Annotated in this window: 14 protein-coding genes; 7 read left to right on the plus strand and 7 right to left on the minus strand. The window is 72.6% G+C overall.

The features are described from left to right. Positions 1-146 precede the first annotated feature (146 nt). A complete protein-coding gene (locus AC1RSK_RS20885) occupies positions 147-2,213 on the plus strand; it encodes a hypothetical protein (RefSeq protein WP_492909615.1) in 2,067 nt (688 codons plus the stop codon). A 163-nt stretch (positions 2,214-2,376) separates the two neighbouring features. On the opposite strand, the gene AC1RSK_RS20890 is transcribed toward AC1RSK_RS20885, so the two are convergent. Both AC1RSK_RS20890 and AC1RSK_RS20895 read right to left on the minus strand, forming a co-directional pair. Beyond that, positions 2,377-3,042 carry a transposase gene (locus tag AC1RSK_RS20890; protein WP_492909616.1) on the minus strand — a complete coding sequence of 222 codons (666 nt, stop codon included), beginning with the start codon at positions 3,040-3,042 and terminating at the stop codon, positions 2,377-2,379. Between the two features lie 105 nt (positions 3,043-3,147). After that, the gene (locus AC1RSK_RS20895) at positions 3,148-3,342 is read right to left on the minus strand and encodes a hypothetical protein (RefSeq protein WP_492909617.1); all 195 of its coding nucleotides are present in this window, start codon (positions 3,340-3,342) and stop codon (positions 3,148-3,150) included. A gap of 216 nt (positions 3,343-3,558) precedes the next feature. Here AC1RSK_RS20895 and AC1RSK_RS20900 point away from each other — a divergent pair, with 216 nt between their 5' ends. Both AC1RSK_RS20900 and AC1RSK_RS20905 read left to right on the plus strand, forming a co-directional pair. Continuing rightward, complete coding sequence (locus AC1RSK_RS20900; RefSeq protein WP_492909699.1) at positions 3,559-4,230, plus strand: response regulator transcription factor; 672 nt, start codon at positions 3,559-3,561, stop codon at positions 4,228-4,230. 1 nt (position 4,231) lies between these two features. Further along, a complete protein-coding gene (locus tag AC1RSK_RS20905) occupies positions 4,232-8,425 on the plus strand; it encodes an ATP-binding protein (RefSeq protein ID WP_492909618.1) in 4,194 nt (1,397 codons plus the stop codon). On the opposite strand, the gene AC1RSK_RS20910 is transcribed toward AC1RSK_RS20905, so the two are convergent. The 3 genes from AC1RSK_RS20910 to AC1RSK_RS20920 all read right to left on the minus strand — a co-directional run bounded on the left by AC1RSK_RS20910 (position 8,422) and on the right by AC1RSK_RS20920 (position 13,575). Further along, the gene (locus AC1RSK_RS20910) at positions 8,422-12,552 is read right to left on the minus strand and encodes an ATP-binding protein (RefSeq protein WP_492909619.1); all 4,131 of its coding nucleotides are present in this window, start codon (positions 12,550-12,552) and stop codon (positions 8,422-8,424) included. The genes AC1RSK_RS20905 and AC1RSK_RS20910 overlap by 4 nt on opposite strands. Next, positions 12,546-13,232 (minus strand): response regulator transcription factor, encoded by a 687-nt coding sequence (locus AC1RSK_RS20915; RefSeq protein WP_492909620.1) that lies wholly within the window; start codon positions 13,230-13,232, stop codon positions 12,546-12,548. The genes AC1RSK_RS20910 and AC1RSK_RS20915 overlap by 7 nt, the downstream gene beginning before the upstream one ends. A gap of 115 nt (positions 13,233-13,347) precedes the next feature. Next, a complete protein-coding gene (locus tag AC1RSK_RS20920; RefSeq protein ID WP_492909621.1) occupies positions 13,348-13,575 on the minus strand; it encodes a DUF5961 family protein in 228 nt (75 codons plus the stop codon). Between the two features lie 365 nt (positions 13,576-13,940). Between AC1RSK_RS20920 and AC1RSK_RS20925 the strand changes: the two genes are divergently transcribed. Continuing rightward, entirely contained in the window at positions 13,941-14,723 is a 783-nt protein-coding gene (locus tag AC1RSK_RS20925; RefSeq protein ID WP_492909622.1) for an SDR family NAD(P)-dependent oxidoreductase, read from the plus strand. Positions 14,724-14,726: 3 nt separating this feature from the next. Here AC1RSK_RS20925 and AC1RSK_RS20930 read toward each other — a convergent pair whose 3' ends face one another. Next, positions 14,727-17,780 carry a DUF2135 domain-containing protein gene (locus AC1RSK_RS20930; RefSeq protein WP_492909623.1) on the minus strand — a complete coding sequence of 1,018 codons (3,054 nt, stop codon included), beginning with the start codon at positions 17,778-17,780 and terminating at the stop codon, positions 14,727-14,729. Positions 17,781-17,848: 68 nt separating this feature from the next. Next, a complete protein-coding gene (gene efp, locus AC1RSK_RS20935; protein WP_492909624.1) occupies positions 17,849-18,418 on the minus strand; it encodes an elongation factor P in 570 nt (189 codons plus the stop codon). 125 nt (positions 18,419-18,543) lie between these two features. On the opposite strand from efp, the gene epmA reads away from it, so the two are divergent. The 3 genes from epmA (at position 18,544) to AC1RSK_RS20950 (ending at position 22,151) form a co-directional block, all read left to right on the plus strand. Continuing rightward, positions 18,544-19,584 carry an EF-P lysine aminoacylase EpmA gene (gene epmA / locus AC1RSK_RS20940; RefSeq protein WP_492909625.1) on the plus strand — a complete coding sequence of 347 codons (1,041 nt, stop codon included), beginning with the start codon at positions 18,544-18,546 and terminating at the stop codon, positions 19,582-19,584. 159 nt (positions 19,585-19,743) lie between these two features. Continuing rightward, positions 19,744-20,781, plus strand: coding sequence for a lysine-2,3-aminomutase-like protein (locus AC1RSK_RS20945; protein WP_492909626.1), 1,038 nt, complete (start codon positions 19,744-19,746; stop codon positions 20,779-20,781). Positions 20,782-20,951: 170 nt separating this feature from the next. Then, the gene (locus AC1RSK_RS20950) at positions 20,952-22,151 is read left to right on the plus strand and encodes a pilus assembly protein TadG-related protein (protein ID WP_492909627.1); all 1,200 of its coding nucleotides are present in this window, start codon (positions 20,952-20,954) and stop codon (positions 22,149-22,151) included.

A 22,151-nucleotide genomic window follows, 5' to 3' on the forward strand; every position in this document is an offset into this window, starting at 1 on the left:
ACCGGCCAGACTTGGCAACCAAACTACCAAGCCTAAACACAGTTGCTCATCCGTCGGCTTCGCCGACACCTTCTCCCGCGAGGGGAGAAGGGCGCCCAGAGGCGAAATCACTTGCCGTTGGTCTGTATTTTTTGTACAGTATAAGCATGCCCGCTTCGATAACGCCCCCTGCCCCGGCGCCAGCCGGCGGCCGCCGCTCGGCCCTGGAAATCATTCGGCAGGCCGGTGGCCGGGCCCTCGTCGCCGAGGTGTTCGGCTGTCCGGTGGATACCGTCTCGGCCTGGAGCGGCGCGGGAATTCCGGACCGGCGGTGGGCAGTCTTCATCACGCGGGGCTGGGCCAGCCACGAGGAACTCAAGGCGACTGCCGTGGCGGCGGGGGTGCGGAAGCATGCCCACGGCCCTTCACCCGCGGCCTTGAAGCGAATGGCCCAGACGCCGGTCGGCGGCGGGCGCACGGCGGCCCTGATCGTCGATGAGGCAGGCGGTGTCACCAAGCTCGGGCGGGCGCTGGGTCTGCACGTGTCGACGGTTTCGGACTGGCGCACCGACGGAATTCCGGAAAGCCGATGGGAGCGATTCCTGGCCGAGGGGTGGGCGAAGGACCAGGAGGAATTGCGAGCCGCCTGCGAGGCGGCGGGGATGGCGTCGGTCGCGGCGCAGCCCCCTGCCCCGGCGATCAACGATTTCGCCCGCCGGCGCGTGCGGGCCGAGAAGGGCGGCCTGACCGCCTTCTGCAAGCTGATCGACATCCCCGGGGCCGGGCCGGGGCGGAGCCTGAAGCTGGCCGCCCACCACAGGCTGTGGCTCGAGAAGCTCGAAGCCGTCGAGCGCGGCGAGATCCGGCGGCTGATGGGCTTCATGCCGCCGGGGTCGGCCAAGTCGACCTATGCGGTGGATGTGTTCACCCCCTGGTTCCTGGCCCGGGCTGAGAACCGCAGCGTGCTGGTGGTGACCTACGCCACCGCCCTGGCCGGGCGGCGCGGCCGCAAGGCCCGGAGCGTGACGCGCCAGCCGGTGTTCCAGTCGCTGTTCGGGGTCACCCCGGAGAAGGGCCGGGCCAGCGCCGTCGACTGGGCCTTGAGCAACGGCGGCGAATGGATGGGGGCCGGGATGCTGGCCGGGATCACCGGCAACCGGGCCGACCTGATCGTCATCGACGACCCGGTCAAGGGCCGGGCCGAGGCCGACAGCCCGCTGGTGCGGCGCCGGACGCGGGAGGAGTTCGACGACACGGTGCGCACCCGGCTGAAGAGCGGCGGGCGGATCGTGCTGATCCAGACCCGCTGGCACGAGGACGACCTGGCCGGGAGCCTGCTGCCGGCCGACTATGACGGGCGCTCGGGACCGGTGCTGTGCCGCGACGGCGAGACCTGGGAGGTGGTCAGCATCCCGGCCCAGGCCGAGCGGGCGGACGATCCGCTGGGGCGGGCGGTGGGGGATTATCTGTGGCCCGAGTACTGGGAGGCCGACCACTGGCCGCAGTTCCGGCTGAACCCGCGCACCTGGAACGCCCTCTACCAGCAGCGGCCGCGGCCCGAGGAGGGCAGCTATTTCGAGCGGGGGTGGTTCCGGCGGTTCCAGGACCATGAGCTGCCCAGGGCGCTGCGCTATTACGGGACCAGCGACTATGCGGTGACCGACGGCGGCGGCGACTTCACGCGGCTGACGGTGTGGGGCGTCGACGAGGCGCTGAACCTGTGGCGGGTGGCCAGCTGGGGCGGCCAGACCAGCAGCGACCAGTGGATCGAACGCCAGTGCGACCTGATCGCCGACTTCCGCCGGGCCGGCGGCGGCATCCGGCGCTGGTTCGGCGAGGCCGGGGTGATCCAGCGGGCGGTGGAGCCGATGCTGGTCGCCAAGCTTCGGGCGCGGCGGCTGAGCTGTGTTCTGGAGTGGCTGAGCTCGGGCCAAGACAAGGTGACCCGGGCGCGGAGCGCCCAGGCCCTGGTGCGCGAGGGGCAGGTCCATGTGCGCGACGACGGCGACGGCGACTGTTTTGTCGACGAGTGCGTGGCGTTTCCGACGGGGCGGTATGACGACGAGGTGGACTGCCTGTCGCTGATCGGGCGGGCGGTTGACCGGCTGACGCCGCCGGTGGCGCACTGGCGGCCGTTGCCGGAGTTTGCGGAGTGTGGGTCGGTTTGGGAGCCGGGGGTGAACAGTGGGTGGGGGCTGCCGGAGTTTGCGGAGGGGGGGAGTGTGTTTGAGTGACGGGGGCGGCGAAGGGCGCCGCGTAACGGCTCCCGCTTCCACCGGCAGCGCCGCATAATCCGGGGACACTATATAGATTTTCGATGCGGCGGCGGCCGGAAGCACGGCGAAAATCTATATAGTGTCCCCGGATTATGGTTCGCTGGCGGGGCGGCTTCCGCCTTCAGTCGAGGGCGCGACGTGGCCGGCCGGGCTTGCCCGGTTCGAAGGAGCGGCCGGAGCGGTTTTCGATCTCGGCGATGAAGGCCTTCGAGCCCAGCGGACGGCCGGTGCGTTCGGCGGCGCGGAGGGCCTGGTGGTCGGCGTCGGGCAGGCCGGCGGCGAGGAAGCCGGCCCAGTCCGGCATGCGGGTCAGCATCGGGCCGATGGAGACGACGCCGTCCGGCCTGGCGTCCAGATGGGCCCGGGCGCTGGACCAGGCCCAGTCTCGCGGCGCGGCGACGAGCCGGGCCCGCACGGGGTTCAGCTCGACATAACGGCAGGCGGCCAGCAGGTGGCGCTCGTCCATCGGCGCCGAGGCGAAACGGCCCTGCCAGAGATAGCCGGTCCAGCCCTCGCGCTGATTGATCCGTCGGGAGTAGCGGCGGTGGGCGTCGGCGAGGGCGGCCCGCAGGCCGTCCTCCGATGTCGGGGTCAGGACCAGATGCACGTGGTTGGGCATCAGGCACCAGGCGAGGACGTCGACGTTCGCCGCCTTGCAGCCCTCGGCGAGCAGTTCGCGATAGGCGCGGTAGTCGTCGTCACCGAAGAAGGTCGGCAGCCGGCGGTTGCCGCGCTGAGTGACGTGGTGCGGGACGCCGGGGACGACGACGCGGGAAATCCTGGCCATGACGGGAGGGTGGCGGAGGCGGGCGAGACTGTCAAAATCTATATAGTGTCCCCGGATTATGGTTCGCCGGCGGGGCGGCTGTGGTCATTGCCCCGCCCCGAAACCTCAGAGCCCGCGGAGCACGACCCCGGCGGTCAGCAGGGCGAAGGCGGCGGCCAGGGTTTCGATGACGTGGCCGCTGACCCAGGGGATGGCGACGCCGCCGTAGTGGGCGACCAGGGCGACGATGGCCAGCACCACGGCGATGGCGAAGACGGGCATGGTGGGGGCGGTCAGGGCGAAGGCGGAACGGGCGGCCATGGGCGGACTCCTGGGCGCGTCCAGGAAGACCAGACGCGGGGCACCATGGGCCGTGGGGGGCGGCATGGCAAATGCGGGGTCTCGAGGCGGCGGGCGGCCGGGCTGTAAACCGCGTGTGAACGGCCGGTCGATTTCCTTGAGACGGCGCTTTCGAAGCGGCCGGCGGCGGGCGTATGGTCGCCCCTAACCTTGAGGGGAGAAGCCCGCTTGCGCGTCGTGGTGGTCGAGGACGAGGTGCTGACCCGTCGGGCCATCGCGCTGGCGCTGCGCCAGGAGGGGTTCTCGGTCTCCGAGGCGGCCGATGCGGTCACCTGCCGGGCGGTGCTGGAAAGCGTGCGGGCCGATGTCATCATTCTCGATCTGGGCCTGCCGGGCGTCGATGGCCTGACCCTGGCCCGCGAGCTGCGGGCGGCGGGGGACACAGGCCTGATCGTGGCGACCCGCGAGGCCAGCCACGAGGCCCGCATCCAGGCGCTGGACACCGGGGCCGACGACTATCTGGTCAAGCCGATCCACTATGGCGAGCTGGCGGCGCGGATCCGCAGCGTCATGCGCCGCCGGGGCCTGTTGCAGGACGGCCGCAAGCGGCTGGCCGGCTGGACGGTCGATCTGAAGGCGCGGACGGTGACGGCGGGCGAGAGCAACGCCGGGCTGACGCGCGGCGAGTATGACGTGCTGAGCCGGCTGATCGAGGCCGAGGGCAAGATCGTCACCCGCGAGCATCTGTTGCAGGTCGTCAGCCGCCGGCCCGAGGAGGCCGACCTGCGCACCGTCGACGTGCTGGTCAGCCGGCTGCGGCGCAAGCTGGCGGTGGGCGGCGACGAGGGGCTGATCGCCACCGCGCCGGGGTTCGGCTATCGCCTGACCAAGACGGCCGAGGCGCTCTGAGTTGGCCGGCGACGGCGATCCGCCCCCCGCCCTGGTCGGCCGCGACCGGGAGAAGGCGCGGCTGAAGGCGGCGATCCAGGATCCGAGCCGGGCGGCGGTGGTCATCCGCGGGGTGTCCGGCGTCGGCAAGACGGCGCTGGTCATGGCGGTGGCGGCCGAGTTGGGCCCGGGGGCGCTGTTCGGGGCCGGCAAGTACGCCGAGGCCGAGGTGCGCAACGGCTTCCTGCCGATCCTGGCGGCGCTGTCGCAGGCCGTCGACCAGGCGCTGGACCTGCTCTACGACCCGCATGCCGGGATCGAGTCCCTGCGGCGGGCTGTCGGGCCGGGGTTCGATCTGTTGTCGCGCAGCGGCTTTCAGGCGCCGGGCAGTCCGGGCGATCCGTCGCCGGCCGGGCAGACCCCGATCACCGCCCAGGCGAGCGCCGCGCGGCTGGCCGACGCGGCGATGCGGGTGGTCGACTGGCTGAGCGGCTTCGGCGCGCCGGTGGTGCTGTTCATCGACGACTGGCAGCGGGCCCCCAGCGAGGTGCTGGCCCTGGCCGCCGCCCTGGCCCGGGACGACCGCCGGCCGCTGTTCACCCTGGTGCTGGCCGAGCGGGACGCGCCGGCCCCGGCCCCCGAGGCGCCCAGGCTGGACGTGCTGGCCATCGACCTGGAGCCCCTGGCGCCCGAGGCGCGGCAGGCCCTGCTGGCCCGCAGCCTGGGCGACGAGGCCAGCGCCGAGGCCGCCCTGCGCTGGCTGGGCGAGGCCGGGGCCGGCCTGCCGCTGGCGCTGCTGGAGAACGCCCGGGCGCTGTCGGAGGCGAAGGCGCTGGTCCGTGAGGGCGAAGGCTGGCGGGTGGACGACGCCCGGGCCGCCGCCATCGACCGCGGCGACCTGACCGCCACCATGGTCCGCCGCAGCCGCGACCTGCCGCCCGAGGCGCGCGACCTGGGGCTGGCCCTGGCCCTCTGGGGCGACCAGGCCGAGGTGGCGGTGCTGGCCCTGGCCCTGGGGCTGTCGCCGGCGCAGGCCGACAGCCGGATCGCGCGCCTGGCGGCCGGCGGCATCGTGCGGCGGATCGGCGACGAGATCGGCTTCCTGCACGACCGCCTGCGGGCCAGCAGCCTGGAGGCGGCGGGACCGGAGGCCTGCATCGCGCTCGCCGCCGGCATGGCCGAGGCCCTGCTGCGGCAGGCCGGCGATCGCTGGAGCACGATCGGCAAGTCGGTGCTGCACCTGCGGCTGAGGGGCGGGCTGGACGGGGCGGCGCCGGACGCCTGGCGGGACGCGTTCGCCGTCGGGGCGCGGGAGGCCCGGGGCGTGGCCGACACCCGCTCGTCGGTGCTGTTCGCCGAGGCCGCCTGGGCCCTGAGGTCGCGGGCGCGATCGGCGGACCGCGACCTGGACGCCGTGCTGGTCAAGGAAGCGGCGCTGGCGGCCGGCGCCCGGCGCGACCCCGGGGCGGTGGCCGAGCGGGCCGACCTGCTGCTGTCGCTGGCCAGCGGGGCGGACGCCAGGGCCGACGCCTACGACCTGGCCATCAACGCCCTGCGGCTGAGCGGCGACGCGGACGCCGCCTGGGCCATGGCCAAGGCCGGCCTGCGCGCCTTTGGCGTCCGCCTGCCGGCGGGCCCGGGGCGGCTGCGGATCCTGACGGCGTCGCTGGTCTGGCGGCTGTGGCTGCGGCTGCGGCCCAGCCGGGCGGGCGACGGCGGCCCCTACCCGACCGACTCGCTCAGCCGCATGAGCCACACCGCCGGCGGGGTGGCCTTCGAGCGCGATCCCGGGCTGGCCGTGCTGGTCGCCCTGAAGACCTCGGTGCCGGTGCACATCCGGGGGCCGCACGACCCCTCCTGGATCTCCGGCGACGCCTTCCTCGCCGCCTGCCTTGGCGATTTCCGGCTGGCCGCGCGGCTGGGCGAGCGGGCCCTGGCCGAGCTGCCCAGGGGACGGGTGGTGCGCGGTCACTCGACCTATCTGGCGGCCTTCTTCGGCGCCATCTGGAGCCGGCCGCTGGCCGAGATGCCGGCCTACTGCCAGACGGCCTACGACCTGGCCCTGGCCGAGGGCGACCTGGTGGCGGCGGGCTATGCCGTGCGCAACCGCATCCTGCTGCTGTGGCGGGTCTGCCCGAACCTGGACGAGCTGATCGCGCAGTTCGCCGACGCCGAGGAGACCGCCGGCCGGCTGGGCGATCCGACCATCATCGCCGGGCTGACCGCCATGACCGACACCATCCGGCGGGTGATGGACGGCTCGTCCGCCGCCCTGGCGGCGGACAGCCGGGCGCCGGTGTCGGTGGCCATTCCCATCGTCCGCATCGAGATGCTGGCGCTGGAGGGCGACTGGCCGGAAATCCGCCGCTTCACCGAGGAGATGCGGCCCCGGCGCGGCGCCTGGAGTTCGCACCCCGGCGGCGCCACCTGGCGCTACTACGAGAACCTGGCCCGGCTGAAACTGGGTCTGCCGGCCCGGCCGGGCGATATCCGCTACCTGAAGACGGCGGCCCGGCTGAACCCGCGCGACCACCGGGCCAAGCTGCTGACCCTGGAGGCCGAGGCCCTGCGCGGCCAGGGCCGGCCGACGGCTGTCGGCCGCTATGGCCAGGCGGTCGAGGCGCACCGGCAGTCGGGCTTCCAGCTCGACGCCGGCGTGGCCGCCGAATGCGCCGCCGACGCCGCCCGGACGCTGGGCGACGACCAGGCGGCCGAGCGCTTCGCCCGGCTGGCGCAGGCGACCTGGGCGGCCTGGGGGGCGCGCAGCAAGCTGCCCCCCGAGGCCCGCGACGACGAACCGACCACCGAGGCCGTGCGCACCCGGCTGGCGGCGGCCGAGAGCCAGGCGGCCCTGGCCCAGAAGGCCGACCGCGCCAAGATGCGCTTCCTGGCCGATGTCAGCCATGAACTGCGCACGCCGATGCAGAGCATCCAGACCCTGCTGGAACTGGCGGCCGACGATCCCGGCGCCGTCGACCTGGCCGGCCTGCGCGACGCCTTCGGCAGCCTGCGGGAGGTGGTCGACGACCTGACCGACCTGGGGGCCCAGGCCGGCGGCGACGCCGTGCTGCGGCTGGGACCGGTCGACCTGGCGGTGCTGGCGCGGACCGAGCTGGGACTGGTCGGGCCGGCCGCCGCCGCCCGGGGGCTGGGGCTGGAGCTCAGCCTCGACCCCGCCCTGCCCGCCTCGCTGGTCACCGATGGGGCGCGAGTGCGGCAGGTGCTGCGCAACCTGCTGAGCAATGCGGTGAAGTATGTCGAGGCCGGCCAGGTGGCCGTCAGGCTGTCGATGCGGGGGACGGACGCGCTGATCACCGTCGAGGACACCGGGGCCGGCGTCAGCGAAGCCCAGAAGACCCTGATCTTCGAGCCCTTCGATCGCGGCGGGCGCGAGGAGCCGGGGGGTCTGGGCCTGGGCCTGACCATCTCGCGGCGGATCGCCGAGCGGCTGGGCGGCAGGCTGGAGGTCGACAACCGGCCGGAAGGCGGGGCCCGTTTCAGCTTCAGCTTCCCCGCCCCGGTCAGCGCCGAGACGCCGGCCGAGCCGGTCAGTCCGCTGATCGCGCCGCTGCGGGTGATGATCGTCGACGATGTGGCCCTGATCCGCCGCAGCTTCGCCGCCGTGCTGCGCCGCGACGGCCACATGGTGGTCGAGGCGGCGACGGTCCGCCAGGCCATCGACTTCTGCCGGGAGCCGCTGGACCTCATCCTGCTCGACCTCGGCCTGCCGGACGGCGACGGGCTGGAGGTGATCGCGGCGCTGCATACCCATTGCGGCGACGGCCACGGCCCGCCGGTCATCGTGCTGACCGGCTCGACGGCGCCCGACCGGGTCGAGGCGGCGCTGGCGGCGGGGGCGGCCAAGGTGCTGTTCAAGCCGGTCGCCGCGCCGGAACTGCGGGCCGCCATCGCCGAAAGCCTGGGCCAGGGCGCGCAGCCGGCGGCGCGGGAGGCGCGTTACGAGGCTGAGCTCAGCAGGCTGGGCGAAGAGGCGCAGGTCGAGGTGGTGGCGCGCGGCCGGGACCTGCTGGCCGCCGTCGCCGCAGGGCCGGACCCGGCCCTGGCGCGGGAAGCCCACCGGCTGGCCGGGCTGGCGGCGCAATTCGGTCTGGCGGAGGCGGCGGGGGTGCTGGACCAGCTGGAGGCGGGCCTGAAGGACGGAGCCATGCCGGAGGGGCTGGTCGCGCGGCTGGAAGCGGTGCTGGCGGGCCTCTAGGCGAGTTCGCGCAAGGCCTCGCAGGCCGTGGCCATAGCTGTTTCGTCCAGATCGGCGGCGGCCCGCTCCGCCGCCGCGAAGGCCGCCTCCCGGTCGGCGAGACCGAACTGGGCGGCGAGGCCGGCGGCCGCGTGGGCCGCCTCGCGGGCCGGGCCGAAGCCGGCGGTCCGCCAGTCGAGCACCTCCGCGGCCCGTTGGCGCAGGACGCCGTCGACCTTGGCCCGCATGGCCTCCGCCTCCTCGCCGAGCACCGCGTCGACCCCGTCCGGCGCGGCGAAATCGCTGGCCAGGCGCGCCAGCTGGACCGCCGTCAGGGGCTTGCGGGCCAGGCGCACCGGCTCCAGCCCGGCCAGGCGGCGGGCCAGGGGTTCGTCGACCGAGGCGCTGAGCATCAGGGCCGGTGTGGTCATCCCCTCCCCGCGCAGCAGGGCCAGCGCCTGCGGGCCGTCGAGGCCGGGCATGCGGACGTCCATGATGAGGAGGTCGAAATGGGTCGCCCGGGCAGCGGCCAGCGCCGCCTCGCCGTCCTCGACGGCGGTCACCGCATGGCCCTGGCGCTGCAGCAGGCGGCAGAGGGTGTCGCGCGACAGTTCGGTGTCCTCGGCCAGCAGGATGCGCAGCGGTCGTCCGGCCTCGCCGAGGCTCCGCAGCATCGTGGGTTCCTCGGGCCGGCGCAGGGGGAGACTGAGGCGGAAAACGGCGCCGCCGTCCGGCCGGTTGTCGCCGGTCAGGTCGCCGCCCATGCGGCGGGCGAGACGGCGGGACAGCGAGAGGCCCAGACCCGTGCCCTCCGCCCGGTCGGAGGCGTCGCCGCGCACGAAGGGCTGGAACAGGCGGGTCTGGTCGGCGGCGGTCAGGCCGGGGCCGTGGTCGAGCACCTCGAAGAGGAGGTCGTCGCCGGCGGTGACACGCAGGACGGTCTCGCCGTCGCCATAGCGTAGCGCGTTGGTCAGCAGGTTGCGGACGATCTGGCCAATGCGCCCGGCGTCGCCGAGGGCGTCGGAGGCGATGTCGCCCTCGGTCTCCAGGCGGAGCGCGCGGCCCCGTCGGGTGGCGTCAGGGGCGGCCAGCTGAAGCTCGATCTGAGCCAGCCGCACCGGCCGAAAGGCCGCCTCGACGATGGCCACCCGCTCGGCCTCGACGGCGCCCAGTTCGGTGAGGTCGTCGACCACGGCGCTCAGGGAGCCAAAGGCCTCGCGCAGGCGGTCGACATCGAGGGTGGCGGGATCGTCGGCGGCCAGGTCGAGCAGGCCCTGGATGCCCTGCATCGGGGTGCGCAGCTCGTGCGCCGCGCCGGCCAGCAGGCGGGTCTTGGCGCGGCTGGCGCGATCGCCCTCCTTCGCCAAGGCTTCGGAGGGTGGGGCGTCGGGGCGTTCTTGCGGCGCCAACGAAGGTTCGGCGTCCTTCAGCATGGCGTGGGCGCCGAGCGTTCGCCAGGCGGTCTGTTCGGCGGCGGCGAAACGCGTCGCCAGGTCGGGGCGGCCGGCCTGCAGGGCGGCCGCGCGGGCGGCGACGGCGACCACGCCCTGTTCCAGTGGAAACCCCGACTGGGCGGCCGCGACCACGGCGGCCTCGTAGGTGCGCATGGCGGGACCGGCCTGGCCCTTGCGCAGCTGGCCCTCGGCCTTCAGGGCCAAGGCCCGGTGGGCGTAGGAGACGGGGTTGAAGCGGGCGCAGCGGTCGACGACGAAAGTCTCCCAGCGTCGTATCGGCATGCCGAGCCGGGCCCGCGCCAGGCCGCAGTGGAAGGCCCAGATGGCGGTGACCGGATGGTGCTTGAGGCTGTCGAAGCGGGGCCCCATGCGGGTCCAGACCGACAGGGTGGTCTCCCAGGCGCCGTAGGCATTGGCCAGCAGCGCCTCGAAGGTCATGCAGGCCATGGCGACGCGCTCGAGGTCGGGGCCGCAGGATTGCTCGAAGGCCGGGCTGTCGAACACCTCGCCGGCCAGGCGCCAGGGTTCGGGGCCGCCCTCGGCCAGGTTCAGGGCCATCTGGGCCAGGGCGTCGATCAGCGGTTCGGTGGCCTGGTCCTGGAAGCGCGCGGCGTTGGCCTTGCACTGGCTAAGCACCTTGCGGTGGGCGGCCAGGGTGATCGGCATGCGCATCGAGGCCAGGGCTCGGTCGCGATTGGCGTAGGCGGCGACGCCGAGGTCGCCTTCGCCGAGGGCCATGGCCTGCAGCCGCTCGGCCTCGGCCATCTGGCGGGTGGCGTCGATGGTCAGGCCGAGGCCGAACTGCAGGGCCAGCTGCATGGCGGCGGCTCGCAACGGGTCCTCGTTGTCCAGCCGGGCGAAGGTCGCCTCGCCCCAGCGGCTGGCGGCCTTCCAGTCGCCGGTCAGGCAGGACAGCATGCAGCGCAGGCCGGCCGCGAAGGGGCCGCCGCGCAAGGCCGGGTGAATGGCCGAGCGGGCGGCCATGATCACCGCGATCCCCGGGTCGCGCTCGAAGGCGATGGCCCCGACGGTGTTGAGCAGCCGGTGGGCGGCGGCCCCTTGCCGGGGGGCCGCGCGGGCCGGCGCGTCGGAGGTCAGGCGCAGGGCGAGGAGCGCCGCCAGGATGGCCGGCAGGGAGGCGCGGTCCGGGGCCGACAGGCCGAAACGGCGGACGGCGTCGCGGCCGATCTGGAAGGCAGCGGCGTGGTCGCCCGACAGCCGGGCGGCGAAGACGGCGGTCTCGGCCGCCTCCAGCCGCTGGGCGTCGTCGCCGGCCCGCTGGTCCATCAGCGCCGCCAGCTCCCGGCCGGCCGCCAGGTCGCCGTCCTGCACGGCGGCGAGACCGGCCTCGCGGACGGCGGCGTAGGTCTGTTTGTGCGCCGCCTCCTCCAGCTTGAGAGCGGCGGCGGCGAAGGCGCGGGCCTGGGCGGCGGCCCCGGTGGCGCGGGCGGCAGCGGCTCCGGCGGTGAACAGCGGAGCCCAGTCGGGGCTGACGCCGGCCGCCCCCGCCTCCAGCCGCAGGCGCAGCATCGCCTCCTGGTCGGCGCCGGCCGTACGACGCAGCTGTTCGGCCCAGAGCCCCGCCAGATGGCGGCGCGCCGGCTTGGCGAGGCCATCGAGGACGGCGGCGCGGATGGTGTCGTGGCGCAGGCGGACCTGACCGCCGGCCGGCTCCAGCAGGCCCTCGGCGGTGAGGGCCGCCAGGGCCGGGGCGAAGCCTTCACCGAGATCGCAGACCGCCTCGAGCCCCGCCCGTGGCGCGGCGTCACCATAGACGGCGACCGCGTCCAGCAGGCGGCGCAGGTCCGGCGCGGTTCCGACGATACGGCCGAGCAGCAGCTGGGCGGCGTCCTGGCCGAGAGCCGCGGCCCCGGCGGCCCGATCGAACCGCCAGCCGCCGGCCGCGCGGACCAGCGCCCCGGCCTCGGTCAGGGCGGCGAGGCCCTGGATCAGCGCCAGCGGCGTCACCGGCCCCGGCCAGAGGGCCAGCACGGCCGAGGCGGTGACGGCGTCGCCGTCCAGCCGGGCGGCGGCGATGGCGTGCAGCGCCTCGCGCGGCAGCGGGCCGAGATCGAGGGTGACGTCGCCGGTCGTCGCCGATTCCTCGCCGCTGCGTTCGGTGGCGATCAGGGTGACGCCCGGCAGGTCGGGTTCCCGGGCCAGCCGCTCGTAGAGGATGGCCGCCTGCCCCCGCGCCCGGCCCCAGTCGTCAAGCACCAGCAGGATCGGCAGACCAAGACCTCCGACCCAGCGCAGGAAGCGGATCGCCGCATAGGCCAGCCGCTCAGCGGCGGCTTCCGAGGTCAGCGGAGCGCCGGACGGGGTCTCATCTGTTCCAAAGGCCGGATCGAGGGCGGCCAGCACGCCGGCGGCGGGGCCCAGGGCGGCGCGCAGCGAAGACAGCCCGGCTTCAGGATCGTGCAGCTGTTCCAGCGCCTGGTCCAGCAGCCGGGCCAGGGCCTGGCCGGCGGCGCGCGCCCCGGTCTCGCCCTCGGCGTGCTTGCCGAGCGCGACCAGCGCTTCCTGCTCGGCGACGGCCTGCATGGCCTCGCGGGCCAGGGCGGTCTTGCCGGCCCCGGCCTCGCCGCGTAGCACGATCAGGCGGACGGCGGGATCGGCCAGGGCGACCATCAGCCGATGGCGCTCGGCCTCCCGCCCCAGGTTCGAGGGGCCAAGGTTTGCCGCCGCTAGCATTCGACCGCTTCGAGCCCGGTGCGGTAGCCGAAGCCCGGGGCGGTGACGATCAGCCGCTCGCCGCCGGCCACCTCGGCGGTCTTGCGGCGAATGCGGCTGACCAGGATGTCGACGGTGCGCAGGTCGCCCTCGTCGGGCTTGCGGCTGATGCGTTCGAACAGGGCCTCGCGGGCCACCACCTTGCCCCCGGCCGCGACCAGCAGGGCGAGGATGGCGAACTCGCCGCGGGTCAGGGGGATGTCGGCGCCGTCGGCGCTGAGGGCGTGGGCTTCGGCGTCCATGCGGAACGGACCCAGCGCCAGCTTGCGGCGGGGGCTGCGCCGGCGCAGCACGGCCAGCACCCGGGCGCAGAGCTCGCCCAGATGCACCGGCTTGGTGATGTAGTCGTCGCAGCCCAGTTCGAGTGCGGCGATGCGGTCTTCGGGCGCATCGCGGCGGGAGACGATGATCAGGCCGAGGTCCGGGGTGTCGGTGAACTCGGCGGCCAGCGACAGGCCGTCGAGGTCGGGCAGGCCGATGTCGAGCAGCAGGCAGTCGGCCGGCGCTTCACGCAAGAGGTGGCGGCAGGCCTGGGCCCCGCCGGCCGTACGCACGGCATAGCCGGCCTGTTCCAGCGCCCGCGCGTAGAGTTCGCGCAGCGGCGCTTCATCCTCGACGACGATCAGACGCTGTCCCGACATGACGCTCCCCCCTGGATGCCAAGTTGGCGGAAGCCTGGGCGTGGCGCAATCCGTCCCCGATCATCGGGAAGTGGGGACACATTGAATTTGCGAGCAAATTCAATGTGTCCCCGTTTCAGTCGCAGGGCGCCGCCGTTCCGTCCGACAGATCGAGGCGCAGGCATTCGCGGCGGCCGTTCTCGCAGTCCGTGATCATCAGCACCACATCGCCCAAGGCGTCGGCCGGGGGATACCAGCGATCGACGAAGGCGAAGGCGGCGTCCTCGACGCTCTCGGCGCGCACGGTGTGGCCGGCGTCGCGACTGTCGTCGGCGGTGTGGACCATGAACGAGCGATCTGGCACGGCGGCGTCCTCCATCCTGCCTCAACGCCTGAGGCGGGGAATGGATTCACCATCCCGGCCGCGACAATACACCATACCGCAAATGGGGATCGCGCCGCCCGTACTTGCTGGTAACGTCGGCGCATCACGGCATCGGCGAACCCGCCGTGACGGGTGTGGCCGCGCATTGCCGCGGCGCCGAGCGACGGATCGTTCGGAGGGGCGAGGCGGGGATTTGGGGCCGCATTGACCTTCCGGAGGGGGCGATCCGCGGCGCCGGCGCGGCCACGCTCCGCGCCGTTTTCCACCGCAAGGCGCCGCTGGGTCATGGTCGACGGACGGTTTCGCCTATGCCAACAGCGTCTCCACATCTCAGGAGACGCGCCATGAACCTCGATTCCTCCATCGCCGCCGTGGTTACCGGCGGGGCCTCGGGCCTCGGCGCCGCCACCGCCCGCCGCCTGGCCGCCGACGGCGTCCGGGTGGCGATCTTCGACCTCAACGCCGAGCTCGGCGAGGCGCTGGCGGAAGAGATCGGCGGCGCCTTCTGCCAGGTCAACGTCGCGGACGACGGCCAAGTGACGGAAGCCTTCGCCAAGGCGCGCGCCGCCCACGGCCAGGAGCGCATCCTGGTCAACTGCGCCGGGGTCGGCGGCGGCGCCAAGACCGTCAGCCGCGACAGGGAAACCCGCGAGATCAAGGAATATCCGCTCGAGAACTTCGAGCGCATCCTGCAGATCAACCTGATCGCCACCTTCCGCTGCATCACTCGCAGCGCCGCCGGCATGCTGACCCTTGAGCCGCTGGAAGACGGCGACCGGGGCGCCATCGTCAACACTGCCTCGGTGGCGGCCGAGGACGGCCAGATCGGTCAGGTGGCCTATACGGCGTCGAAGGCCGGCATCGTCGGCCTGACCCTGACGGTGGCCCGCGACCTTTCCAGCGAGGGCATCCGGTGCAACACCATCCTGCCGGGTATCTTCGACACCCCGCTGCTGGGCCGCGCGCCGGAGCATGTGAAGTCCGCCCTGTCTGCCTCGGTGCCCTTCCCCAAGCGGCTAGGCCGGCCGGAGGAGTACGCCGCCCTGGCCCATCTCATGATCACCAACGGCTACATGAACGGCGAGGACGTGCGGCTGGACGGGGCCATCCGGATGCAGCCGCGGTAGGGTCTACTCCTCCTCGGCCGGCTTCTTCGCCGGCTTCGGCCCGACCCTGAACTTGCCGACCAGCCGCGGCCCGCCCTCCTTGGCGCCGGCCAGGTCGATCTCCATCCGCTCGACGGACTGGTCGGGCCGGCCGTAACTTCTGAACAGCAGGGCCCGGACGGTGGTGGCGCCGTTGGGATCGAGGGTGTCTGGCCGATAGACGTGGACGCGAATCTCGTACTGGCCGTTCGGCGACTTGCGCAGCAGGTACTCCTCGGGCCCGAAGCCGGCGGTCATGTCGTCGGACATGCGGCCGCCGATGGCGGTCTTGGGGGAGCTGTACTTGGCGGTCTCGCCGCTCGGCTCGGCGACCCACAGGTCCATGTCCGAGGCGTCGGTGTTCCACTCCAGCACCACCCGGATGTCGACATCCAGCAGGGCGACGAGGCGGGGGTCGAGCGGTGACTTGCCGCCGAGGGCCTTAAGCTTCGGAATGAGGGCGTTGGCCTCCATCAGCGAGATGACCTCGATCCCGTTGTAGGCCTCGCTCCAGGGGGTGGTGATCACCTTGTTGAGGAGCTCGCCGGCCTGCTCGTAGCGGGCCTTGCGCAGGGTCGGCGAGACGCCGGGCTGTTCGGCCGCCGCGATCAGGGCCAGGGCCAGGTTGCGATGCGGCTGCGGCCGGTCGGGCTCCATCCAGGCGATGCGGTCGTAGAGCCACAGGCCCCGGGCGGTGTCGCCGTAGCGCATCATCCGGTCGGCGACGATGATAAGGGTGGCGGTGTTGGCCTGCGGCATGTCGAGGGCGCTCAGGGCCATCTGGATAGCCTGCGCCTTGCGGTCCTTGCGAAATAGCCACTCGGCGACATCGAGGTAGAAGGCCGGCAGGTCGCCGTGCTTGGCCTGCTGCTCGGCGTAGGTCTTGTCGAAGTCGGCGCCGGACGCGTCGAGGGCCTGCAGATAGGGCCGGTCGGGGTTCCAGGCTTCCACCTCGATGGCGATGGCCTTGCGGGCGGGCGGCGGCGTCGGGCGCCGGACGACGGCGGTCCCGCCGGTGTCGACCACACCCTCGATCGAGGATTGCTCGGCGGTGACCACCGTGATGGGGGCGCTGGCGCCTGCCTCGCTGCGATTGAGGCGCGAACCAGTGATCAACATCTCGCCGACCTCGCCCCGATCTTCGGCCGCCGGTGGGGGTTCGGGCGGCGGCGGCGGGACCGGAGAGAGCTGACCATTCCGCCGCGCCTCGGCCGGGGTGGGAATCCGCGGCAGCGGCTTTGGCCTCTCAAGTTTCGGCGGCGCCTTGAAGTCGGTCTTCCACCAGGCCTTCTGGGCGTCCCACTGACCGATTACCTGTTCGAGGCGCGCGGCCTTGCGGCCCGCCTCCATGGCGGCCTTGCCGTCGACGATGGCCCGGTACTGGGCCAGCTGGTCCTTGCCCAGCGACTCCGGCGGATCGATGCCGGCCTGGGCGTAGTCGTTGATGGTTTCCAGGACGATGAAGGAGGCGGCTGGGGTGGCGACGCTGTAGCGGCGGGCCAGGGCGACCAGTCTGTCCTGGTCGGGCTTGTCGTTGAGGTCGGCGTCGGCGACGGCGCGGGCGCCCCAGAAGGCGCCGGCTGCGTCGTGGTCGGCGATGCCGCCCATGGCGCGGGCGTAGCGGCGGGGCTCACCGCCGCCGCGCAGGCGGACCAGCACCTCGCCGGAGGGTTCCGCCAGGCCGACGACACGGAAGGCGCCGCCCTCGTCCTGCAGCACGACCGCCTCGAGGGGCTCGCCAGAGGCGTCGGTGATGTCCTCGACGACGCGGCGCAGGCTGGACAGCCGCTTCACCGCCACGGCCGGATCGGCGCCGGCCAGGTCGATGTGGAAGCCGTCCGACCGCCGGGCCAGGGCCGACAGCCGGGCCGGGTGGGCATCGGGGGCGGTGGAGATGGCGACCAGGGTGCAGCGCAGCCGCTGGGCCTTCCAGGCGTCCAGGGTGATGCGGCCGTCGGTGAACAGCAGGCAGACGTCGGCGGCCGGCTCGGACCGCTCCAGCACGCTGGAAAGCGAGGTGGCGCCGCCGTAGCGGACGGCCTTCAGGGCGGTCTCGACCTGGGCGGCCGAGGTGAAGGTCTGGCGGCTGGGGGCGTCGCTGGCGAAGGTCACCAGCTCGATGCTGGCCGGACGGGCCTCGCCCAGGTAGCGGGCCAGCAGGTCGGTCTCGCGGGCCAAGTCGTCGTCGCGGCGCGACAGCGAGCGGTCCCAGTAGACGCGCACGCTGCGCGGCGGCTCGGCGGCCTTGGGGGCCGGCGCGCTGTCAACGATGTCGAAGAAGTCGTCGCCCGAGCTGTGGTGGGTGAGGGTCATGGCGCTGGTCGGCCGGCCGGCGGCGATGGTCAGGGCGCCGTCCAGGATCTCGTCCTTCCAGGTCGTGCCGACCTGCATGCGCCCGCCTTTGTCGACGGCGATGACCACGGCCTTGGCGCCCGGGAAGGTGACCTGCGGCGGTTCCACGCCACGGGCGGTCACCTCAATCTTGCCCTCGCCGAGCGGCTTGCCGGTGACCAGCGGCAGCACATAGGGCCGGTCGGCCGACAGCGGGGTGGCGAACTTCAGCTGGATGGTGCGGCCGCGGCCCGGAAAGATCGGGTAGACGTGGGTGCGGAAGGCGTTGTTGCGGGTGACCTGGGCCAGGCCCGGATCGACGCCCCGCCGGACCGTCGCCTCATAGGCCTGCTGGGCCTTGCGCTGGCCGACCAGGACGCCGGGCCGCAGCTGGCCATTGACGTCGAGAGCGTAGCCGATGATCTGCGAGCCGGCCGGCAGGTCGAGGGTGAAGTCGCCTTCCAGCGGCGCCGAGCCGGGGTTCTCGAAGCGGGCCGTGACGGTTGTTACGGCCGCGGCGCCGACGATCTGGACGTCGATGTCCATCTGGGCGATGCGCAGGTCGGCGTTCTCGCCCTTGACGCCGAACTTCTCGGCGGAGAGCTGGGGGTTCAACGGTTTCGGAGCGTCGGCGGCGGGCGCCGCATTGCCGACGCCGAACGCCAGGACCAGCCCGACCAGTCCCAGCCAACCCTTACGCCACGCCATCACATCCCCCGCGCTTGTTGGCGGGAGGATGGATGTTTTACAATTGTGCGTCAAGCAGCCAGAGCCGCTTAGTCCTTGGCGCGCTCGTAATAGCTGCCGTCTTCCAGCAGCACGACGACGCGGGTGCCCGAGGCGATGTAGGGCGGGATCATGATCCGGGCGCCGTTGGTCAGGGTGGCCGGCTTGTAGGACGAGGAGGCGGTCTGGCCCTTCATGGCCGGCTCGGTGTCGACGATCTCGTAGGTGGCGCGGGCCGGCAGCTCGATGGCCAGCGGCACGCCCTCATGCAGGGACAGGTAGACCGCCATGCCCTCGACCAGCCAGATGCCCTTGTCGCCGACGGTGTCCACCGAGACCACGTACTGGTCGAAGGTCTCGGGGTTCATGAAGTGGTAGCCCTCGCCGTCCTGGTACAGGAAGGTGTGCTCGCGCTCGTCGACGAAGGCGCGCTCGACCTGTTCGGTGGTGCGGTAGCGTTCGGAGACCTTCACCCCGTCGGTGATGCGGCGCATGTCCAGCTGGGTCACCGGGGTGCCCTTGCCGGGGTGGATGTTCTCGATGCTGAGAACGACGTAGAGCTTGCCGTCGACGTCGACGACCGAACCTTTGCGCAGCGAGCTGGCGGCAACCTTGGGCATGGTATCCTCGTGAGCGGGAACGGCGCGCCATCTCTAAGATGGGGGGCTCGATTCCGTTGAAACCTGTTGGGGCCGGTCTCTATAGGGTCCCGAGCAATTCCGCCAGTGTCGGGCCGGAGCGACAGATGACCCTCCCCTCCCCCTGGTGGGACAAGGACCGCCACGCCGACCGCCGGCCGTTCCTGATGGCGCGCAACCGGATCACGGCCGCCGTGCGCGGATGGTTCGGCGAGCGGGGGTTCACCGAGGTCGAGGCGGCGGCGCTGAACGTCTCGCCGGGCAACGAGGCGCACCTGCATGGGTTCGCCACCGAGGCCATCACCACGGGCGGCGAGCGGGCCACCCTCTACCTGCACACCTCGCCGGAGTTCGCCGCCAAGAAGCTGCTGGCGGCGGGGGAGACCAGGATCTTCGACCTCGCCCGGGTGTGGCGCAATCGCGAGCGGGGACCGCTGCACAGTCCCGAGTTCACGATGCTGGAGTGGTACCGCACGGGCGAGCCCTACGAGCAACTGATGGACGACTGCGCCGGCCTGCTGGCGCTGGCGGCGGAGACGGCGGGGACGCGGCGGTTCGCCTTTCGGGGCCTGGAGGTCGATCCGCTCGCCGAGCCGGAGCGGCTGACGGTCGCCGAGGCCTTGGAGCGATTTGCCGGCGTCGACCTGCTGGCGACGGTGTCGGCGGACGGCTCGACCGACCGCGATGGCCTCGCGGCCCAAGCCAGGGTGACGGGCGTCCGCATCGCCGACGACGATACCTGGGCGGACATCTTCAGCCGGCTGCTGGTCGAGAAGGTCGAACCCAACCTCGGCGTCGGCCGGGCGACGATCCTCTGTGAATACCCGATCAGCGAGGCGGCGCTGGCGCGGCCCAAGGCGGCTGACCCGCGCGTCGCCGAGCGGTTCGAGCTCTATGCCTGCGGCGTCGAGCTGGCCAACGCCTTTGGGGAGCTGACCGACGCCGCCGAGCAGCGGCGCCGGTTCGAGGCCGAGATGGACGAGAAGGCCCGGGTCTACGGCGAACGCTATCCCATCGACGAGGACCTGCTGGCGGCGTTGGCGGTGATGCCTGAGGCCTGCGGCTCGGCGCTGGGCTTTGACCGACTGGTCATGCTGGCCACCGGGGCGGCCTGCATCGAGCAGGTGCAGTGGACGCCAGTTCCGTAAGCCCTCACCCATGCTGTCATCCTCCGGGCGCCCGCAGGGCGAACCGGGGGACCCAACCTTCCGCGTGAAGACTGCCGGGAGTCCTTCCGGACCGACCATGGGTCCCCCGGTTCTCGCTTCGCGAGCCCGGAGGATGACATTGGGGGGAATGGGCGCCATATGCCGCCCGTGAAGACCCTCCGCACCCCCGCAGAACTCGCCGACGCCGGCCTGATCGCGCCTGAGCGGCTGCCGGCCCTGGAGGCGGTGGCGGCGCGCTATGCGGTGGCCATCACGCCGGGCATGGCCGACCTGATCGACGCGACCGATGCCGCCGACCCCATCGCCGCCCAGTTCCTGCCCCGCGAGGAGGAGCTGACGCTCGACCCGCTGGAGCGGGCCGATCCGATCGGCGATGAGGCCCACTCCCCGGTTCACGGCGTCGTCCACCGCTATCCCGACCGGGTGCTCTTGAAGCTGACCCACACCTGCGCCGTCTACTGCCGGTTCTGCTTCCGGCGCGAGATGGTCGGGCCCGAGGGGCACGGCAACATGAGCTCCGGTCAGCTGGACGCGGCGATGGCCTACATCGCCCAGCGGCCGGACATCTGGGAGGTCATCGTCACCGGCGGCGATCCGCTGGTTCTGGCGCCGCGCCGGCTGCGCGAGACGATGGACCGGCTCGCCGCCATCCCGCATGTGAAGATCGTCCGCTTCCACACCCGCATTCCCGTGGTCACGCCCGAGGCGGTCACCGAAGAGCTCGTCGCCGCCCTGCGCGGCGCCGGCAAGACGACCTGGATCGCCCTGCACGCCAACCACCCCCGCGAGATGACCGCCGCCGCCCGCGCCGCCTGCGCCCGGCTGGTCGACGGCGGTATCGCCATGGTCAGCCAGACGGTGCTGCTGAAGGGCGTCAACGACGATCCCGAGACGCTCGGCGCCCTGATGCGAGCCTTCGTCGAGACGCGGATCAAGCCCTACTACCTGCACCACGCCGACCTGGCCCCCGGCACCGGCCACCTGCGCACCAGCATCGAAGAGGGCCAGGCGGTGATGCGGGCCCTGCGCGGCGCCTACAGCGGGCTGTGCCAGCCAACCTACATCCTCGACATCCCCGACGGCCACGGCAAGGTCCCGATCGGGCCGGGCTACCTGGGTGAAGGCGTGGTCGAGGACCCGGCCGGGCGCACCCGCGCCTATCCGCCGCAGGCCTAGTCGCGAGCCCCGCTGGCACAAGGAAATTCGCGGAAAGCGAACCCGCCGCGCTCCGCACGCTGACGACGCAAATTACGGCAAACGTCGCCTTCATCACCTTTGAGAACGCGCCCTAAACCGCGTTGGCCCACACTCCAGGCTTCTCCAAGAGCCTGTATGGGGGGCGAAGGATGCGAGGCTTCCGTAAAGACGCGCGCGGCAATGTCGGCATCATGGCGGCGCTGACCGTGTCCATGGTCACGGCCGGCGCCGGGTTCGGGGTCGAGGCCGGCTACTGGTTCTACGACACCACCCGCATGCAGCAGGCCGCCGACGCCGCCGCCTACGCCGCCGCCGCCGAGCTGCGGTCGGGCTCGACGACGGACCAGATGCTGGCCGCCGCCCAGGCCGCCGCCCAGTCCAACGGCTTCGCCGTCAGCGTCGACCAGATCCAGATGACCACTCCGGCGACCGTCAACGGCAGCGCCAACGAGAACGCCGTCTCGGTGCTGCTCGAGCGGACCGAACAGCGACTGTTCTCGGCCATGTTCACCAGCACCCCGATGCTGGTGCAGGCCAAGTCGACCGCCGCCTACGCCGTCGCCTCCGACACCTGCATCCTGGCCCTCGACCGGGCCGCCTCGCAGGCCATCAACTTCGCCGGCAACACCACCGCCAACTTCACCGGCTGCGTGGTCATGGCCAACTCCCTGGCCAGCGACGCGGTGCATTCGCAGGGCTCGTCGGTGGTCAACGCCCCCTGCGCCGTGTCGGTCGGCGGGGCCGATGTGACCGCCGCCTTCAACCTGGCCTGCGGCGCGGTGGTGACCGAGGCCCCGCCGGCCGCCGATCCCTTCCGCTCGGTGCCCGAACCCTCAGACAGCGGCGCCTGCAAGAACGGCTCGGGCCGCAACCTCGACCCCGGACGCTATTGCAATGGCCTGACCCTCAAGAACACGGTCAACCTGGCGCCGGGCGTCTATGTCATCTCCGGCGGCACCCTGCGGATCAACGCCAACGCCAACATCAACGGCACGGGCGTGACCATCTATCTGGCCAATAACGCCAATGTCGACATCAACGGCAACGCCACCCTCAACCTGTCGGCCCCGACCACGGGCGACTATCGCGGCGTGCTGTTCATGGGCTCACGGTCCAACAGCGACGTCGGCAACACCTTCAACGGCACGGCCGACTCCCAGATGACCGGCGCCCTCTACTTCCCCAAGCAGCAGGTCAGCTATCTGGGCAACTTCTCCGGCCAGAACGGCTGCACCCAGGTGGTCGCCAAGACCATCAGCTGGTCGGGCAGCACGACCGTCGCCGTCGACTGCAGCGCCCTGGGCCTTCGGCCCATCGTCGCCGGCGGTCTGATCAGCCTGGTGGGGTAG

The organism is Caulobacter sp. GW821-FHT11A05, assembly GCF_058809015.1.

Bases quoted from the DNA above. Each gene is read 5' to 3' on its own strand.
- AC1RSK_RS20895 (WP_492909617.1), bottom strand. From the start codon at position 3,342: ATGGCCGCCCGTTCCGCCTTCGCCCTGACCGCCCCCACCATGCCCGTC.
- AC1RSK_RS20950 (WP_492909627.1), top strand. From the start codon at position 20,952: ATGCGAGGCTTCCGTAAAGACGCGCGCGGCAATGTCGGCATCATGGCG.
- AC1RSK_RS20925 (WP_492909622.1), top strand. From the start codon at position 13,941: ATGAACCTCGATTCCTCCATCGCCGCCGTGGTTACCGGCGGGGCCTCG.
- epmA (WP_492909625.1), top strand. From the start codon at position 18,544: ATGACCCTCCCCTCCCCCTGGTGGGACAAGGACCGCCACGCCGACCGC.
- AC1RSK_RS20945 (WP_492909626.1), top strand. From the start codon at position 19,744: ATGCCGCCCGTGAAGACCCTCCGCACCCCCGCAGAACTCGCCGACGCC.
- AC1RSK_RS20930 (WP_492909623.1), bottom strand. From the start codon at position 17,780: ATGGCGTGGCGTAAGGGTTGGCTGGGACTGGTCGGGCTGGTCCTGGCG.
- AC1RSK_RS20885 (WP_492909615.1), top strand. From the start codon at position 147: ATGCCCGCTTCGATAACGCCCCCTGCCCCGGCGCCAGCCGGCGGCCGC.
- AC1RSK_RS20910 (WP_492909619.1), bottom strand. From the start codon at position 12,552: ATGCTAGCGGCGGCAAACCTTGGCCCCTCGAACCTGGGGCGGGAGGCC.
- efp (WP_492909624.1), bottom strand. From the start codon at position 18,418: ATGCCCAAGGTTGCCGCCAGCTCGCTGCGCAAAGGTTCGGTCGTCGAC.
- AC1RSK_RS20890 (WP_492909616.1), bottom strand. From the start codon at position 3,042: ATGGCCAGGATTTCCCGCGTCGTCGTCCCCGGCGTCCCGCACCACGTC.
- AC1RSK_RS20915 (WP_492909620.1), bottom strand. From the start codon at position 13,232: ATGTCGGGACAGCGTCTGATCGTCGTCGAGGATGAAGCGCCGCTGCGC.